Below are 15164 nucleotides of genomic sequence, written 5' to 3'. Positions count from 1 at the left end.
GGCTTGCAGGTCAGACGATCGGCTGGTGCACTGTGACCAGCTTGGTGCCGTCCGGAAAGGTGGCTTCCACCTGGATGTCGGGAATCATTTCGGGCACCCCCTCCATCACGTCGGCGCGCGTGAGGAGGGTGCGGCCCTCGCTCATCAACTGCGCGACGGAGCGGCCGTCGCGCGCCCCTTCCATCACGGCCGCCGAGATGAAGGCGACCGCCTCCGGGTAGTTGAGCTTCAGGCCACGCGCCTTGCGGCGCTCCGCCAGCAGGGCGGCCGTGAAGACCAGCAGCTTGTCTTTCTCGCGGGGTGTGAGTTCCATGGGTGCGCGGGGTCCAGCCCATCGTCTGCAAGGTTTGTGCCGCGAGCGGGCGCGCCCCGGTGTCCACCATGGTGCCACCAGCGCACCCGAACCGAGCGACGGCGCCCCAACGGCGTGCCCCAGCGAAAAAGCCGCCCGAAGGCGGCTTGCTGGCAGGCGCGAATGCCTCAGTGGCCCCAGCGCGCCGGGTTGTGCCACTCGCCGCCCGCGTTGGAGCGGCGCGCGAGCATGATGCCGCCGGCCGCCGCGAGTGCACCCGCCGCCGCGAGTAGCGTCCCGCTGCTGACCGAGCGCGCCATGCTGCCCGCCAGCTCGCCGCTGCGAGGGCCCAGCAGTTGCAGGCGCCGGCGCGTCATGCGCGCACCCAGGTCCGACAGGTGCCCGGCCAGCAGGCGCTCGGCCTTGGGCAGCAGCTGGGTCTCCTCGTCCGCCACGTGGTGCATCACCGCGCGCATCAGCTCGAACATCGTGGTGTCGAACGCCGGCTCGCCGGGCTGCAGGGCACGCAGGCGCGCGATGAGGTCGCGCATCTCGTCGTGCTCGGGCTTGCTCTTGGCGAGCGTCTCGTCGGGGGAGATCTCCTGCAGCGCCGGATAGAAGATCTCCTCTTCCAGCTGCGCGTGCACCTCCAGCGCGAGGCAGATGTTGTCGGCCAGTCCCTTCTTCACCCGCGCGGGCGTGTCCACCTGGTACTGGTGGAACGCCGCCATCACGTGCGTGTGGTCCATCCGGATCATGTTGGTGATCGAGGGCGACATCTTGCTGAGCATGGAGGCCATGGTCGTTCTCCTTGTTGTTGGTCGTCAGCGGCTTCAGGCCACCTTGGCGATGGTGGCGTTGGCTTCGTCCGCCTTGTCCAGGTCGCGCTTGAGCTGGTCGGCGTTGGCGATGAGGTCGGCCATCGCCTGCGCGGTGCGGTCCCAGGAGGTCTTGGCGATCGCCTGTGCCAGCTCCGCGGCATGCGCGGCCTGTTGCTCGGGCGTCCGCGCCAGGATGGCCTCGCACGCGGCCACGTAGTCCTGCGGCGTGTCGGCGATCGAGACCACGTGGCCATAGGGCTCCACCACGTCGCGGATCGACGTGCTGACCGAGGGCCGGCCGCAGGCCATGTACTCCAGCATCTTGGTGGGGCTGATGAAGCGGGTGGCCTCGTTCAGCGCGAACGGCATCAGGCACACGTCCCAGCCGCAGATGAACGCAGGCAGGTCGTTGTAGCTCTGCTGGCCGAGCCAGTGGATGTTCTTCTGGCGTGGCAGGCCGTTCGGGTCAATCTTCACCACCGGGCCCACCATCACGATCTGCCAATCCGGGTGCGCGGTGGCCATCGCGTCGATCAGCGCCATGTTGATGCGCTCGTCGATCACGCCACAGTAACCCAGGCGCGGCCCCGCGATGCCGGCCTGCAGTGCGTGGTCGCCGCTGGCGCCGGAGAAGTGCCTGGCATCGACGCTGCTCGGGAAGCAGTGCACGCTCGGATGCCGCGACTTCTTGGAGTTGTACAGGCTGGGGCCGCCGGTGAACACGAGGTCCGCTTCCTTGAACAGCACGTTCTCGCGCTGCACCAGTTGGCGCGGCGCGTTCTTGAACAGCGTCAGTTCGTCCATGCAGTCGTAGACGATGCCGGCGGGATTGAGCCCCGCCGCCAGGGGGACGGCCATCGGCGTGTAGAACCAGACCCAGTAGTCGGTGATCTTCTCGTCGCGGATCGCATCGGTGATGAACTTCTGCAGCACCGAGATGTGGTCGTCGTGGAAGCCGGGTGCGTCGCCGGTGACGTGCGGGCGCCAGACCTGCACGCCTTCGGCGGGCGAGAACCGCTCCAGCCGCTGTTCCGCCTCTCCGAGCATCGGCTCCTCGATGAACACCACGCGCCAGTGTCGTGCCAGCCGCGACAGCAGGTGCTGCGGCCGTTGGTAGACGAAGTTCCAGCGCAGGTGGGAGAAGACGATCAGCGTTTGCATTGGCGGGCTCCTAATTCGGGTGTCTGGGTCGGGCAACTGGCGTGCCGCCCATCATGCCCAGACGTGGGCGATTCCCCTGTAGGAGCAAGTCTTTTCCGGGTGCTGCGCCCGCTGCGAAATGCTGCGGCGCCGTTGCGCATATGGAGCGCACGCACGCGGCGAGGCCGCTGCGTGGTCATGGTGTCGCAAGGCGATGTGAACTTCGGATTGCGCGGGGCGCACACCGCGCAGACGAACGCACGGGCGGCCTTGTGCGCGTGGTGCCTCGGTATTCGGCGCACGCGTCGCCGGGTGTGCGACGACAGGGCGCGTCGGCTGCTGCCTACCGCCTTTGCGGAGCCTGCCCGGCAAGGCGCGCGGGGCGCGGCAGGTACCTTGTGAACATCGACAACCCAAGGAGCTTCACATGCCCATCATTCTCTGGCTGCTCGGCGTCCCCCTGACCGTCATCGTGCTGCTGATGCTGTTCCACGTCCTCTGACGCGGCCTCTCACGGCTTCGTCTTCAAGCGCTCGAGTTGCTCCTGGGTCCGCCCGGAGCGCTCGGCGCGATTGCCTTCCGGCACTTCCTCCGCCGCAGAGGGACTCGGCTTCGACCTGGAGCCCTGGTTGCTGTAAGGCTGGCGGCCCGATCCGCCCTCCCAGTTGACTTCGTTGCGGTACCCGTGCCTGGCGTGGGCCTGCGGTTCGTTGGCCGGTTGCGGCTGCACTTCCTTGTCATCCATGGGGCTCTCCTGCTCCTGTATTTCGCGCGTGCGTGACTTGGCCGCGCAGTTCCGCCAATGATCAGTGGCGAAGCTGCGCAAGACTAGCCGCGGCAGCGGCGTTCCATGTAGGACAGGAGCGGACAAACCGGCTGTTACGCCGGCTCCCGCTTACGCTGGCGCGCGTTACTGGTGAGGCTGCGCCGGCTGGATCGGCTGCGAGGGCACCGTGTTGCCTGGCGCAGCCGTCGTCCCCTGCCCGTTCGCGGGCTGCTCGGGCACCAGCACCACGGGGTTGGGCGTCTTGGGCTCGATCGTCACCTGCGTCTGGCCCGGAGGCACGACGACCGTCTCGACTTCGCGCAGCACGCCGCCGCCAGCGACGCTGCCGCTCTTTTCGCCGTAGCCCAGCACGCGCGCCTGGCAGGCGGCCTTGTCCTCGCCGCTGAGGGGCTCGCACCGTGCCATGGCGTTGGCTTGGCGATCCTTGGGTGTAGCACCGGCGTCCAGGTCGCGCTTCTGCTTGTCGGCGTGCGCATTGCGGGCCTCGCGCAGGCAGCTGTCGCGGGCCTCCTGCGTCTGGCCGCTCATGCAGGCCTGCACCTCGTGCTGGTAGTTGCCCGTGTCATCGATCCCTGTGTCTCCAGGCGCGCCGGCCACCTGGGCAGCGGCGGCAGACATGGCGATCAGCGAGACGGCCCCGAACGACAGCAGGCTCTTGCGGGATCGGAGGGCGTGGTAGCGGGTCACGATCAGCTCCTTGCGTGTGTCCACAGGCCTTCATCCTGGCGCCGCTGCGCGCACGTGCATGCGGGACCAGCGCCAGCGAGCGCGACGCGCAGGGAGAGGATGCAGGTAGGACGCGACCGGCAGGCGGCTACAGCGCCCACAGGCGCGGTTGCACGGGCGGCAAGGCCCACAGCTGCACCCGCCACGCGTCGCGCACGGCGCGCAGCAGTTCCATCGCCGGCTCGACCAGGGGTGCCAGGACGCGGACGACGACGACCTGGCCATGCGGGCTCGTCGCTGCGGCCGTTGGGGCGAGGCCGTGGGCCCCGATGACCTCGCGCGCGGCGGCCAGCGCGCCCTCGGTGCGCTGCCGGCCGAGATCGGTGCCCGCCGCGAACCACAACGTGGCCAGGCAGCGTCGCCCGGCGAAACCCAGCGGTCCGTCGAGCAAGGCTGCGTCGTCGCCCCGCACGCGTCCGCGCTCGAGCCATGCATCGCCCAGCGACAGCTGCTGAAGCACGCTGCCCCGCTCGAACGGCTGGCCCGCTGCCGGCAGGCCCAGCGCGCAAAGGTCCCATCCGATCAGTTCGCCACCGGCGGCCACTTGCATCTCGAGCCGGTTCTCGGCCACGCAACCGCTGTAGCAGAGGGCCTCGTGCGGAAGCCATTCGAGCCGTGCGCCGTCGGCCAGCACCAGCCGCGTGTGCTGCATGGCGGCCGCTCCGTCGGACCGGTAGAAGCGCGCAGCGCCGGGCGTGGTGATGACGCCGTGTGCGCCGCGCCCGACATGCACATGGACCTCGAGCACGTCGCCGCCCACCAGGCCGCCGGGCGGGTGCACCAGCACGTTGTGGCAGATCGCATCGCCCTCGGGATAGAGCGCCTGCAGCACGCGCAGTGGTCCCTCGTGCACGAAGCGGCCCACCGTCCGCGCGCCTTCGCGTTGCAGGTCCAGGTGCAGCCGTGCGTGCCAGCTCACCGAAGGCACTCCATGGCGCGGTTCATTGCGCCTGCGAGCCGCGGTGCGCCCACGCCGTGGTGTGCCGCTCGAGGACGCTGAACAGCTCGTACATCAGCATCGCCATGGCGCCCACGACCACCAGCCCGGCGAACGCCAGTCCCATCTGCATCGCCGACCCGGCCGAAATCAGCAGGTAGCCGATGCCTTCGTTGGCCGCCGTCATCTCCGACACCGTGGTGCCGACGAAAGCCAGCGTGATCGCCACCTTCAGCGAGCCGTAGAAGTACGGCATCGACCGCGGCAAGCCCACCTTCACCAGCACGTCCCAGCGCCGTGCGCCGAGCACGCGCAGCACATCCTCGAGTTCGGGCTCCAGCGTCGCGAGGCCGGTGGCGATGTTGACCATGATCGGGAAGAACGAGATCAGGAACGCGGTGAGGATCGCCGGCCCGATGCCGATGCCGAACCACACGACCAGCACCGGCACGAAGGCGGCCTTGGGCAGCGCATTGAACGCCGTCATCAGCGGGTAGACCGCCGAGTACGCCAGGCGCGAACTGCCGATCAGGAACCCGAGCAGCACGCCCACCACGATGGCCAGGCCGAAGCCCGCCATCGTCACCCAGAAGGTGCGCCACGCGTGGGCGGCGATGACGCCGCGGAATTCCAGCAGCTGGTTCCAGATGCGCAGCGGGCTCGGGAAGATGAACTCGGAGACCTGCAACGCCGAGCACGCCACCTGCCAGATCGCGATGAGCAGCACCAGCAGGATCCAGGGCGACCAGCGTTGCATCCGGCGCGCGGTCATGGCGTGGCCTCCGCCTGCGGGCTGGTGCGCCTGATCGCGCCGATGTGGCCGCGCAGCTCGAGGACGATGTCCGAGAACTCCCTGGTGTAGGTGACCTCCAGCTCGCGCGGCCGGGGCAGGTCGATCTGGCGCCGCTCGACGAAGCGGCCGGGCCGCGCGCTCATGACGTACACGGTATCGGCCAGGAACACCGACTCGCGCAGGTCGTGCGTGACCAGGATGACGTTGAACCGCCGCTCGGACCACAGGTCCCGCAGGATGCACCAGAGTTCCTCGCGCGTGAACGCATCGAGTGCGCCGAACGGCTCGTCCAGCAGCAGCATCTTCGGCTCGTGGATCAGGGCGCGGCAGATGCTGGCGCGCTGCTGCATGCCGCCAGACAGCTGCCACGGGTACTTGTCCTCGTAGTCGGCGAGGCCGACCTTCTGCAGCAGCGCACGTGCTCGCTGCTCATACTCGGCCCGCCGTTGCTTGAACTGACCCCGGTATGGCTCCACGATCTCCAGCGGCAGCAGCACGTTGTCGACCGTCGTGCGCCAGGGCAGCAGCGACGGCGCCTGGAACGCCATGCCGGAGATCTTCACCGGCCCCGTGACGGGCTGGCCGTCGACGCGGATGGAGCCGCGGCTGGGCGACTTCAGGCCCGTGGCCAGCTTCATGAACGTCGACTTGCCGCAGCCCGAGGGCCCCACGATGGCGATGAACTCGCCCTGGCGCACCTGCAGGTCGATCGCTTCGACGGCGAAGTCGTTGCGCGCGAGCAGGTCGTCGTTGTAGGCGAGCCAGACGTCCCGGAAATCGACGAAGGGGTTCGTGTTCGACGCGCTCACTTCTTCGGCGCGGGCAGCACGTTGAGATCCGCCTTGGCCGGCAGGAACGATCCGTTCCACACGGCGTCGGGATTGACGCGGGTCCTGGTGCCGAAGGCATCGGACACCTGCGACGCCATCAGCGAAAGACGTGCCGGGTTCACCTGGCCGAAGCCCTCGGCACGCGCGTCGGGGCTGTTGATGGCCGTGTCGATGGCCAGCTTCAGGCGGCGCGTTTCCAGTTCGGTGTTGATGATGCCGTGGCGCGCCTTCACGTCGGCGATGGCGGCGGACGGATTAGCCATCACGTCCTTCGCGCCCCTGGCGAATGCGGCGAGGAACGCCTTGATCGCGGCCGGGTTCTCGCGCACCAGCTTCGGCGACGCGATGATCACGTTGCCGTACAGCTTCACGCCGTGTTCCGGGTAAGGCAGGACCACGACATCGCTTGCCTTGATGCCCCGTGCCTCCAGGTTCAGCAGCGAGGTGAAGGTGAAGCCCGTGATGGCATCGACGTCGCCGCGGGCCAGCATGGTTTCGCGCAGCGGCGGATCCATCGCGGTCCACGCCACGTTGGTCACGTTGTTCGCCTTGGCGAAGATCGGGAACGCGCGCCGGCCCGCATCGAACACGGGCGCGCCGAGCTTCCTGTTGGACAGGTCGGCCGGCGACCTGATGCCGGACTTCTTCAGCGCCATCACCGAGGCAGGCGTGTTGTTGTAGACCATCATCACGGCCACCGGCTTGTTCGGCGCGTCCGGGTTGTTGGCGTGGAACTCCATCAGCGCTGCGAGGTCGGCAAAGCCCATGTCGTAGGTGCCCGAGGCGACACGCGTCACGGCGCCGCCCGAACCGTTGCCGGCGTCGATGGTGACGTCCAGCTTCGCGTCCTTGAAGAAACCCCTGGCGGCGGGCGTGAGGAAGAGCGCAGCGGGGCCTTCGAAGCGCCAGTCGAGCTGGAACTTGATGGGCGTGGCCTGTGCGGCGGCCAGGCCGGAGGCGAGCGCGAAGCAGGCGAGCGCGGCGGTCTTCAGGAAGGGTCTCTTGGTCATGGGGTCCTCGGTTGCATCCATGCGCCAGACGGCGCGAACCCATCCAAAAGCAAGAACGGTGCCGATGGGGCAGGGTGCCGCGCGAACCCACCTGCGATGCCGGGGGATGCACCCCTTCCGAGACCTCCTGGAGCGGCTGCGGAAAGGCCGAGCACAGGTAGGGGTTGTCTGACGTTTCCACTGGAACGGCCCGCACGGTGAGGCCCTGTGGCCGACTACGCCCGCGCTTGGAAGGCACGACCATATTGATTCCACCGGCCGCCATTTCAGGGGTGGCAGGGGGTCGGACCCTCGGGACCGGCCGGCTCTCAACAACACGCCGCTCGCGGCATTTAGGAGTGCATCATGGGCTTTCTCGTTTGGTTGATCGTCGGTGGAATCGTCGGCTGGCTTGCCAGCCTGATCATGCGCACGGATGGCCAGCAGGGCATCCTGCTGAACGTCGTGGTCGGTATCGTCGGGGCGTTCATCGGCGGCTGGGTGATCTCGCCGATGGTGGGCGTGGGGACCATCAACCAGGGCATCAGCATCGGTTCCGTCCTGGTCTCGCTGGTGGGCGCCGTGATCCTGCTGGCCATCGTGAACCTGTTCCGTCGCGGACGCGTTCGCTGAGCACTTCGCGACCGCTTCGCTGTCCGCGAGGCGGTGTGATCTGTCGGAAAAGGCCGGGCTCTGCCCGGCCTTTTCCATGTGGACTGGCGTTACGTCCGGAGGAGGTCGAGCAGCGTGCGCGCAACCACCTTGGTGGCCTTGCGCAGGTCCTCGAGGTCGAGGCGCTCGTCGGCCCGCTTGGCGTTGGACTCGAGCACCGTGCGCGGACCGGCGCCGTAGATCACGCCGGGAATGCCGGCTTCGGTGTACAGGCGCACGTCGGTGTACAGCGGCGTGCCGAGGGCGGGAATGGGCTCGCCGAAGAGCGCTTCTCCATGCCGCTGCAGCGCCTGGACGACGGGCTCGCCGCCGGGAAGCGGGACCATGGAGCGGGCCAGCAGCAGGCGACGCACCTCGACACGGATGTCCTTGCCGCCGCGCGGCGGGTCGTAAGACCGCACGGCGGCATCGATGGTGGCCCGCAGCGATGCTTCCACCTGCGCCGGATCCTCTTCCGGGATCATGCGGCGGTCGAGCTTGAGGACCACCTTGCCCGGCACGACGTTGGTGTTGGTGCCGCCGGCGATCAGGCCGACGTTGAGGTACGGATGGTCGATGCCGGCGACCTTCGAGCGCACCGCCTTGTAGTCGCGGTTGAGCGCGTACAGCGCCTGGAGGATGTGGGTGGCACCCTGCAGCGCATCGGTGCCGCTGTCCGGGATCGCCGCATGGCTCATCTGCCCATGCACGGTGACCTCCATCTGCAGGCAGCCGTTGTGCGCCACCACCACCTGGTAGCTGAAGCCGGCGGCGATCAACAGGTCCGGCCGGGTGATGCCGTTGCGCAGCAGCCAGCCCGGCCCGGCCTCGCCACCGAATTCCTCGTCGTACGTGAAGTGCAGCTCGATGCCGCCCTTGAGCGCAGCGCCCAGGGCTTCCAGCGCGCGCACGGCGAACGTGAAGGTGGCGAAGTCGCTCTTGCTCACCGCAGCCGCGCGCCCGTAGAGAAAGCCGCCGTCGATCTCGGCGCCGTACGGGTCGTGGGACCAGCCATCGCCGGGTGGCACCACGTCGCCGTGCGCGTTCAGGGCGATGACGGGTCCCTCGCCGTAGCGACGCCGCACAACCAGGTTGGTGATCGATTGAAGGCCCAGCGCCTGCACTTCCTGCACGGGAACTGCGTGCTGCTCGGCAGCGAACCCGAATGCCTGCAGCAGTTCGGCGGTGCGCAGCGCGTGCGGCGTGTTGTTGCCGGGCGGCGTGTCGGTGGGCACGCGCACCAGGGCCTGCAGGAAGCGCACTTCCTCGTCGAAGTGGGCGTCGATCCAGGCGTCGAGGCGTTCGAAATCGTTCATGCGTTGGCGGCCTCGCGGGCCAGTTGGTCCAGGAGGCGCTGGAACGCGCGCACCGACAGGTCGATGTCGTCGGCGGTGGTGCTCTCCAGCGGGTTGTGGCTGATGCCGGCGTTCTGCCCGCGCACGAACAGCATCGCCTGCGGCATCACTTCGTGCAGTTTCATCGCGTCGTGGCCGGCGCCGCTGGGCATGCGGTGCAGCGGTACGCCGAGACTCTCGACGGCCCGCTCCCAGCGCAGCTGCCACGCGGCATCGCTGGGCGCAGCTGCGGCACGCATGGTCTGCTCGGTCGTGCAGCGCACGCCGCGCCGCGCGCAGATCGCCTGCAGTTCGGTCAGTACGTCGGCGACCAGAGCATCACGCTGCGGGTCGGTGGGCGCGCGCAGGTCGAGGGTGAACTGGCACCGGCCCGGCACGACGTTGGTGGATCCGCCGGGCACTTGCAGGATGCCGATGGTGCCGACCGAGTCGCCGTCCTGCGCCGCGCGCCGCTCGACGTAGAGCGCGAGTTCGGCGACCGCCACGGCGGCATCGCGGCGACGGTCCATCGGCGTGGTGCCGGCGTGGCTGGCCATGCCGATGGCCTCGCAGGCATACCGCACGCCGCCGTTGATCGACGTCACGATGCCCAGCGGCAGGTGCAGCTCGCTCAGCACTGGCCCCTGTTCGATGTGCACTTCCACGAAACCGAGGTAGCGCGAAGGATCGCGGCGCAGGGCCTTGATCGCCTCCAGCGTGCCGGGCAGGCCGGCGTGGTGCATCGCCTCGCGCATCGTGATGCCGTCGGCGTCCTTCTGCTCCAGCCATGCGGGATCGAAGGCGCCGGTGAGCGCGCCCGAACCGAGGAACGTGGCCTTGTAACGCTGCCCTTCCTCCTCGGCGAAACCGATCACCTCGATGCCGAATGGCAGGCGCCGGCCTTGCCGGGCCAGCGCACGCACGCACGCGATCGGCACGTAGATGCCGAGGCGGCCGTCGTACTTGCCACCATTGCGCACGGTGTCGTAGTGCGAGCCGGTGAGCAGCGACGGACCACTGCCCTGGCCGCGGTAGCGGCCGACCACGTTGCCGACCGCATCGATCGCGACCTCGTCGAAGCCCGCGTCGCGCATGTCCTGCACGATGCGCGCGGCGGCGGAGCGGTGGGCATCGGTGAGGTAGGTGACCGTGAGCTGGCCCTTCTGCCGGAACTCGGGGTCGCTGAATTCCGCGAGCCGCTCCAGCTGGTCCCAGACCTGCTCGCCTTCGTCGGGCCTCACGCCGAACTTGTCGTTCAGCCGGATCTCCGCGATGCGGTGCACGTTGCGCAGGCACTCGTCGCGCTCGTAGTCGACCGGGTTGGCCAGGCGGCGTTCGAAGGTCTCGATGATCTCGGTGCGTGACAGGCCTGCGCCGCGCGGCCCGCGCACCGCCAGGATGAACGGGAAGCCGAACCTCGCGTTGTAGTCGGCGTTCAGCTGCTGGATCTTCGCGAACTCCCCGGGCGTGCAGTCGGTGAGGCCGGCCTTGCCCTGTTCGTTCGTGCTTTCGGCGGTGAGCGCCTTGGCGACCATCGCCTTGCCGGCGAGCTCCGGGTGCGCACGCAGCAGCGCAAGCTGCCGCTCCTGCCCGCCGTCGTGCACGGCGCGCGCCATCGCGTGCTTCAGGTCCGCCAGCGACTTGAACGGCCGCTGGGCCAGTGCCGCCTGCGCGATCCAGGGCGAGTGCTCGTACAGGCCGTCGAGCAGGGCGGCCGCTTCGGTGTCGCTCGCGGCATTGAGCTGGTCCAGGGTGAGGGGCATGGCGTCAGCCGGCGTAGGGGTGTATCAGTTTCCAGTGGCGCGCTACGTCGATGCGGCGGCACACCCAGACGTGGTCATGCTTCCCGATGTGGTCGAGGAAGCGCTGCAGGGCGACGATGCGACCTGGCCGGCCGAGCAGCCGGCAGTGCATGCCGACGCTCATCATCTTCGGCTGGTTGGCGCCGTCCGGGTCGCCCTCGGCATACAGCGCATCGAAGCTGTCGCGCAGGTAGACGAAGAAGTCCTCGGCCTGCGCGAAGCCTTGCGGCAGCGAGAAGCGCATGTCGTTGGTGTCGAGCGTGTAGGGCACCACCAGGTGAGGCACCACGTTGCCATCGCTGCGGCGCACCTTCATCCAGAATGGCAGGTCGTCGCCGTAGTAGTCGCTGTCGTACTCGAAGCCGCCGTCGTCGACCACCAGTCGCCGCGTGTTGGGGCTGTCGCGCCCGGTGTACCAGCCGGCGCCGTGCACCGCGCCTGGCGCGCCGTGGCGCTGGCCGGTGAGCTTCTCGATGGCCTCGATCGCGAGTCGCATGTGTTCGCGCTCCACCGCCTCGTCCCGGTCCTGGTAGTGGATCCAGCGCCAGCCGTGGCTGGCGATCTCGTGGCCCAGCTCGACGAAGGCGGCGGTCACCTCGGGATGCCGCTGCAAGGCCATCCCGACGCCGAACACCGTCAGCGGCAGCTGCCGACGCTCGAACTCGCGCAGGATGCGCCACACGCCCACGCGCGAGCCGTATTCGTAGATGCCCTCCATGCTCAGGTGCCGCGCGGGATAGCTGGCGGGATTGAACATCTCGGAGAGGAACTGCTCGGACCCGGCATCGCCATGCAGCACCGCGTTCTCGCCGCCTTCTTCGTAGTTCAGGACGAACTGCACCGCGATGCGGGCCTGGCCGGGCCATCGGGGATGCGGGGGATTGCGGCCGTAGCCGGCCAGGTCGCGCGGGTAGCTGGCGGTGCTGTCGTAGGCGGTGCTCACAGGGCGACTGTATACACTGCCCGTGAGCGAACATTAGGAGCTGCCGATGGGCCTGAGCACCCATGTCCTGGACACGATGCACGGCACGCCGGCCGCGGGCATGGCCGTGGAGCTGCACACCGTGCAGGGCGGCCAGGCCGCGCTCGTGAAGCGCTTCGTGCTGAATGCCGACGGCCGCAATCCCGAGGGCCCGTTGTACAAGGATGCCGAGCTGCGGCAGGGCACCTATCGCCTGGTGTTCGACGTCGCGGCCTACTTCCGTGCCCGCGGCGTCCAGTTGCCGGACCCGCCGTTCCTGGACCGGGTGGCGCTCGACTTCGGAATCGCGCGGCCCCAGGAGCACTACCACGTGCCCCTGCTGGTGAGCCCGTGGAGCTATTCCACCTACCGCGGTTCCTGAGGGCGGCCCGGCTCGTGCACCGGGCCGCGGTCAGGTCAGTCCTGGCCTTCGGTCAGCGTGTCCAGCTGGAAGCGGCCGCTCTTGTGCCACAGCCAGGTGTCCGTGTAGGTCACATGGCCCATGTGGGCGGGGCGCGGGTACGGCGCGGCATCGCGCACCATCTTCTCGATCTGGGCCATCACCTCGGGGGCGTGGCGCGGTGCGCGCATCCAGCTGACGTTCTGCACCTGGCCGCGCTGGTCGACGTCGACCTGCAGCACGCCCACGGCGTACAGCAGCGGGGGCATGCGGCCCTTGTAGATCTTGTCCTTGTTCAGCGCGTAGATGTGGTGGGCGGCATCCTTGCGGTAAGCACGCGCGGTGTTCGCATCGGACGCGGGCCCGGTGAGCTGCGGCTGGACGGGTGCCGGCTTGGCGACCACCGGCGGGGGCGCCGGGCGGGCCTCCTGAGCCGGCGGCGGGGAGCCGCAGGCTGCGAGCAGGGCGGCCGCGGCGAGTGCGGCCAGTTGGGCGTTTCGGCGAGTTGCGATGAAGCGTTGCATGGGCTCTCCTCCTGTCAGTGGAGCGATCATGCGGGGAGGGCATCGCAATGCCGAGCAAGAAAATCACGGACGACGATGGATACGGCTGAGATCGGTTGTTGCGGCTCGTCACAGATCGCACGGGGCCGGGCGTGACCGACGCACATGCAACGCACGCGGCGGTGCTGGTCACCGTTGCCAAGGTGGAAGGCTCAGGCCCGCGCGAGCCGGGCGCGTGGATGCTTGTAGGCGCTAACTCTGAGGTGGTGGGCACGGTGGGCGGAGGGCGCCTCGAACATGAAGCCATGGCGATCGCGTGCGACATGCTCGGCGCCCACTCGTCTGTGCAATCGCGCCGCTGGTCCCTGGGACCTTCGCTGGGCCAATGCTGCGGCGGTGTTGTGTATTTGCAATTCACGCCGGTCGCGCAAGCCGACATGGCCGCTTTGCGTGAACGCCTCGCCGTGCGAGGCACGCCTGTCGCGCTGTTCGGCGGTGGCCATGTCGGCCGCGCGATCGTGCGTGCGTGTGCCGACCTGCCGTTCGCGCTCACCTGGATCGACAGCCGCGACGAGATCTTTCCGCCCGAGGTGCCGGGCAACGTGCACTGCGAGCACTCCGACCCCGTTCATGCGGCGGTGCGCGACCTCGCGCCCGGCAGCCTGGTGCTGGCCATGAGCTTCAGCCATGCCGAGGACCTGGACGTGATCGCCGCCTGCCTGCAGCGCCGCCGCGAGCGCGGCGACCTTCCCTTCATCGGCCTGATCGGCAGCAAGACCAAGTGGTCACCTTCCGCCATCGGCTCGAGCAGCGCGGCTTCGCTGCCGCCGAACTCGATGCCGTGCAGTGCCCGATCGGCATTCCCGGCATCGCCGGCAAGGAGCCGGCCGTGATCGCCGCCAGCGCGGTCGCACAGCTCCTGCAGGCCCGCACGATTCATCCCTGACACTCGCCTCCATGGATAGCTACTTCCTCGACTGGGCCAACTTCCTGCTGCGATGGCTGCACGTGATCACCGCCATCGCCTGGGTCGGCTCCTCGTTCTACTTCGTCTTCCTCGATTCGAGCCTCACGCCACCGGTCGATGACGACCTGAAGCGGCAGGGCGTGAGCGGCGAGCTGTGGGCCGTGCACGGCGGCGGCTTCTACCACCCGGTGAAGTTCGCGCTCGCGCCGCCGAAGCTGCCCGAGCACCTGCACTGGTTCTACTGGGAGAGCTACACGACCTGGATGTCCGGGTTCGGGCTGCTCACCGTCTCCTACCTCTGGAACGCGAGCACCTATCTCGTGGACCGGTCGGTGATGGACTGGTCGCCGACGGCCGCGGTGGTCGCTGCGCTGGCGCTGCTGGTGGCGTTCTGGCTCGCGTACGACACGGTATGCCGCATCTTCGGCGAGCGCGAGAACGGCGATGCCATCGTCGGCGCAGTCGTGGCGGTGCTGGTCGTCGCCGCGTCCTGGGTCGCCTGCCACCTGTTCCCGGGGCGCGCGGCCTTCCTGCTGGTCGGCGCGATGCTCGCCACCGCGATGACAGCCAACGTGGCGCACTGGATCATTCCCGGTCCAGCGCAAGATGGTCGCCGCCATCCGGGCCGGGCAGCCGGTGGACCCCATCTACGGCCGGCGCGGCAAGCAGCGCAGCGTGCACAACACCTACTTCACGCTGCCGGTGCTGGCGGCGATGCTGTCCAACCACTACAGCTTCCTCTGGAACCGTCCGCGCAACTGGGTGGTACTGGTGCTGCTGATGTTCGCGGGCGCCGCGATCCGCCAGTTCTTCGTGCTGCGCCACGGCTGGAAGCTGGGCCGCAACCGCAATCCGTGGCCGTATGCCGCCACCGGCGTGGCAGTGCTGGCACTCACCATTGCCTGGCTGGTTCCTCCGCCGTCGATCTCCGCGCAGGCCAGCGCCGTGCCCGCGACGGTGGGCTATGCGCAACTGCAGCCCGTCCTGGAGAAGCGCTGCTACATGTGCCATGGCGCGCAGATGCAGATGAAGAACGTACGGCTGGACAGCCCGGCGGGCGTGAAGCAGCACGCGGCCGAGGTGTACCAGCAGGCGGTGGTGGCCAGGCTCATGCCGATGAACAACGCCACCGGCATCACCGAGGACGAGCGCGCGCTCATCGGCCAATGGTTCCGCCAGGGCGCCAGGGTCGACTGATGCGCCAGCCGATCACGGTCGGGTAGCCGTCCTA

Annotated in this window: 15 protein-coding genes and 2 pseudogenes; 4 read left to right on the top strand and 13 right to left on the bottom strand. The window is 68.7% G+C overall.

Annotated elements, in window-relative coordinates; genetic code table 11:
- Positions 1 to 10: 10 nt before the first annotated feature.
- The 9 genes from ACPWT1_RS01565 to ACPWT1_RS01525 all read right to left on the bottom strand — a co-directional run bounded on the left by ACPWT1_RS01565 (position 11) and on the right by ACPWT1_RS01525 (position 7336).
- Positions 11 to 313 (bottom strand): urease subunit gamma, encoded by a 303-nt coding sequence (locus ACPWT1_RS01565; RefSeq protein WP_427913687.1) that lies wholly within the window; start codon positions 311 to 313, stop codon positions 11 to 13.
- 167 nt (positions 314 to 480) lie between these two features.
- Positions 481 to 1092 carry a hemerythrin domain-containing protein gene (locus ACPWT1_RS01560; RefSeq protein ID WP_427913686.1) on the bottom strand — a complete coding sequence of 204 codons (612 nt, stop codon included), beginning with the start codon at positions 1090 to 1092 and terminating at the stop codon, positions 481 to 483.
- 33 nt (positions 1093 to 1125) lie between these two features.
- Positions 1126 to 2274, bottom strand: coding sequence for a glycosyltransferase (locus tag ACPWT1_RS01555; protein ID WP_427913685.1), 1149 nt, complete (start codon positions 2272 to 2274; stop codon positions 1126 to 1128).
- 490 nt (positions 2275 to 2764) lie between these two features.
- The gene (locus ACPWT1_RS01550) at positions 2765 to 2998 is read right to left on the bottom strand and encodes a hypothetical protein (protein WP_427913684.1); all 234 of its coding nucleotides are present in this window, start codon (positions 2996 to 2998) and stop codon (positions 2765 to 2767) included.
- 165 nt (positions 2999 to 3163) lie between these two features.
- A complete protein-coding gene (locus ACPWT1_RS01545) occupies positions 3164 to 3727 on the bottom strand; it encodes a hypothetical protein (protein ID WP_427913683.1) in 564 nt (187 codons plus the stop codon).
- Positions 3728 to 3854: 127 nt separating this feature from the next.
- Positions 3855 to 4685, bottom strand: a complete 831-nt coding sequence (locus ACPWT1_RS01540; protein WP_427913682.1) for an urease accessory protein UreD — start codon at positions 4683 to 4685, stop codon at positions 3855 to 3857.
- A gap of 22 nt (positions 4686 to 4707) precedes the next feature.
- On the bottom strand, positions 4708 to 5475 hold the full coding sequence (locus ACPWT1_RS01535) for an ABC transporter permease (RefSeq protein ID WP_427913681.1): 768 nt from the start codon (positions 5473 to 5475) through the stop codon (positions 4708 to 4710).
- Positions 5472 to 6305, bottom strand: a complete 834-nt coding sequence (locus ACPWT1_RS01530) for an ABC transporter ATP-binding protein (RefSeq protein ID WP_427913680.1) — start codon at positions 6303 to 6305, stop codon at positions 5472 to 5474. The genes ACPWT1_RS01535 and ACPWT1_RS01530 overlap by 4 nt, the downstream gene beginning before the upstream one ends.
- Positions 6302 to 7336: an ABC transporter substrate-binding protein gene (locus tag ACPWT1_RS01525; RefSeq protein WP_427913679.1), complete on the bottom strand. Its 1035-nt coding sequence runs from the start codon at positions 7334 to 7336 to the stop codon at positions 6302 to 6304. Before ACPWT1_RS01525 ends, ACPWT1_RS01530 begins: the two co-directional genes overlap by 4 nt.
- 345 nt (positions 7337 to 7681) lie before the next feature.
- Here ACPWT1_RS01525 and ACPWT1_RS01520 point away from each other — a divergent pair, with 345 nt between their 5' ends.
- Complete coding sequence (locus ACPWT1_RS01520; RefSeq protein WP_427913678.1) at positions 7682 to 7948, top strand: GlsB/YeaQ/YmgE family stress response membrane protein; 267 nt, start codon at positions 7682 to 7684, stop codon at positions 7946 to 7948.
- Between the two features lie 89 nt (positions 7949 to 8037).
- Here ACPWT1_RS01520 and ACPWT1_RS01515 read toward each other — a convergent pair whose 3' ends face one another.
- The 3 genes from ACPWT1_RS01515 to puuE are packed head-to-tail and all read right to left on the bottom strand — an operon-like array spanning position 8038 to position 12045.
- Positions 8038 to 9282 carry a M20 family metallopeptidase gene (locus tag ACPWT1_RS01515; RefSeq protein ID WP_427913677.1) on the bottom strand — a complete coding sequence of 415 codons (1245 nt, stop codon included), beginning with the start codon at positions 9280 to 9282 and terminating at the stop codon, positions 8038 to 8040.
- Complete coding sequence (gene uraD, locus ACPWT1_RS01510) at positions 9279 to 11063, bottom strand: 2-oxo-4-hydroxy-4-carboxy-5-ureidoimidazoline decarboxylase (protein WP_427913676.1); 1785 nt, start codon at positions 11061 to 11063, stop codon at positions 9279 to 9281. Before uraD ends, ACPWT1_RS01515 begins: the two co-directional genes overlap by 4 nt.
- Before the next feature lie 4 nt (positions 11064 to 11067).
- Entirely contained in the window at positions 11068 to 12045 is a 978-nt protein-coding gene (gene puuE, locus ACPWT1_RS01505) for an allantoinase PuuE (protein WP_427913675.1), read from the bottom strand.
- Positions 12046 to 12091: 46 nt separating this feature from the next.
- Here puuE and uraH point away from each other — a divergent pair, with 46 nt between their 5' ends.
- A complete protein-coding gene (gene uraH, locus ACPWT1_RS01500; RefSeq protein ID WP_427913674.1) occupies positions 12092 to 12445 on the top strand; it encodes a hydroxyisourate hydrolase in 354 nt (117 codons plus the stop codon).
- A gap of 35 nt (positions 12446 to 12480) precedes the next feature.
- Here the strand turns inward: uraH and ACPWT1_RS01495 are convergent, their stop codons facing one another.
- Positions 12481 to 12987 (bottom strand): hypothetical protein, encoded by a 507-nt coding sequence (locus ACPWT1_RS01495; protein ID WP_427913673.1) that lies wholly within the window; start codon positions 12985 to 12987, stop codon positions 12481 to 12483.
- Between the two features lie 131 nt (positions 12988 to 13118).
- Here ACPWT1_RS01495 and xdhC point away from each other — a divergent pair.
- Positions 13119 to 13912, top strand: a pseudogene (gene xdhC, locus ACPWT1_RS01490) (xanthine dehydrogenase accessory protein XdhC).
- Between the two features lie 11 nt (positions 13913 to 13923).
- Positions 13924 to 15130, top strand: a pseudogene (locus ACPWT1_RS01485) (urate hydroxylase PuuD).
- Positions 15131 to 15164: the final 34 nt, after the last annotated feature.

The organism is Ramlibacter sp. MMS24-I3-19 (genome assembly GCF_050320135.1).
Classification (GTDB): Bacteria; Pseudomonadota; Gammaproteobacteria; order Burkholderiales; family Burkholderiaceae_C; genus Ramlibacter.
This window is presented reverse-complemented; position numbering and strand designations above follow the sequence as displayed.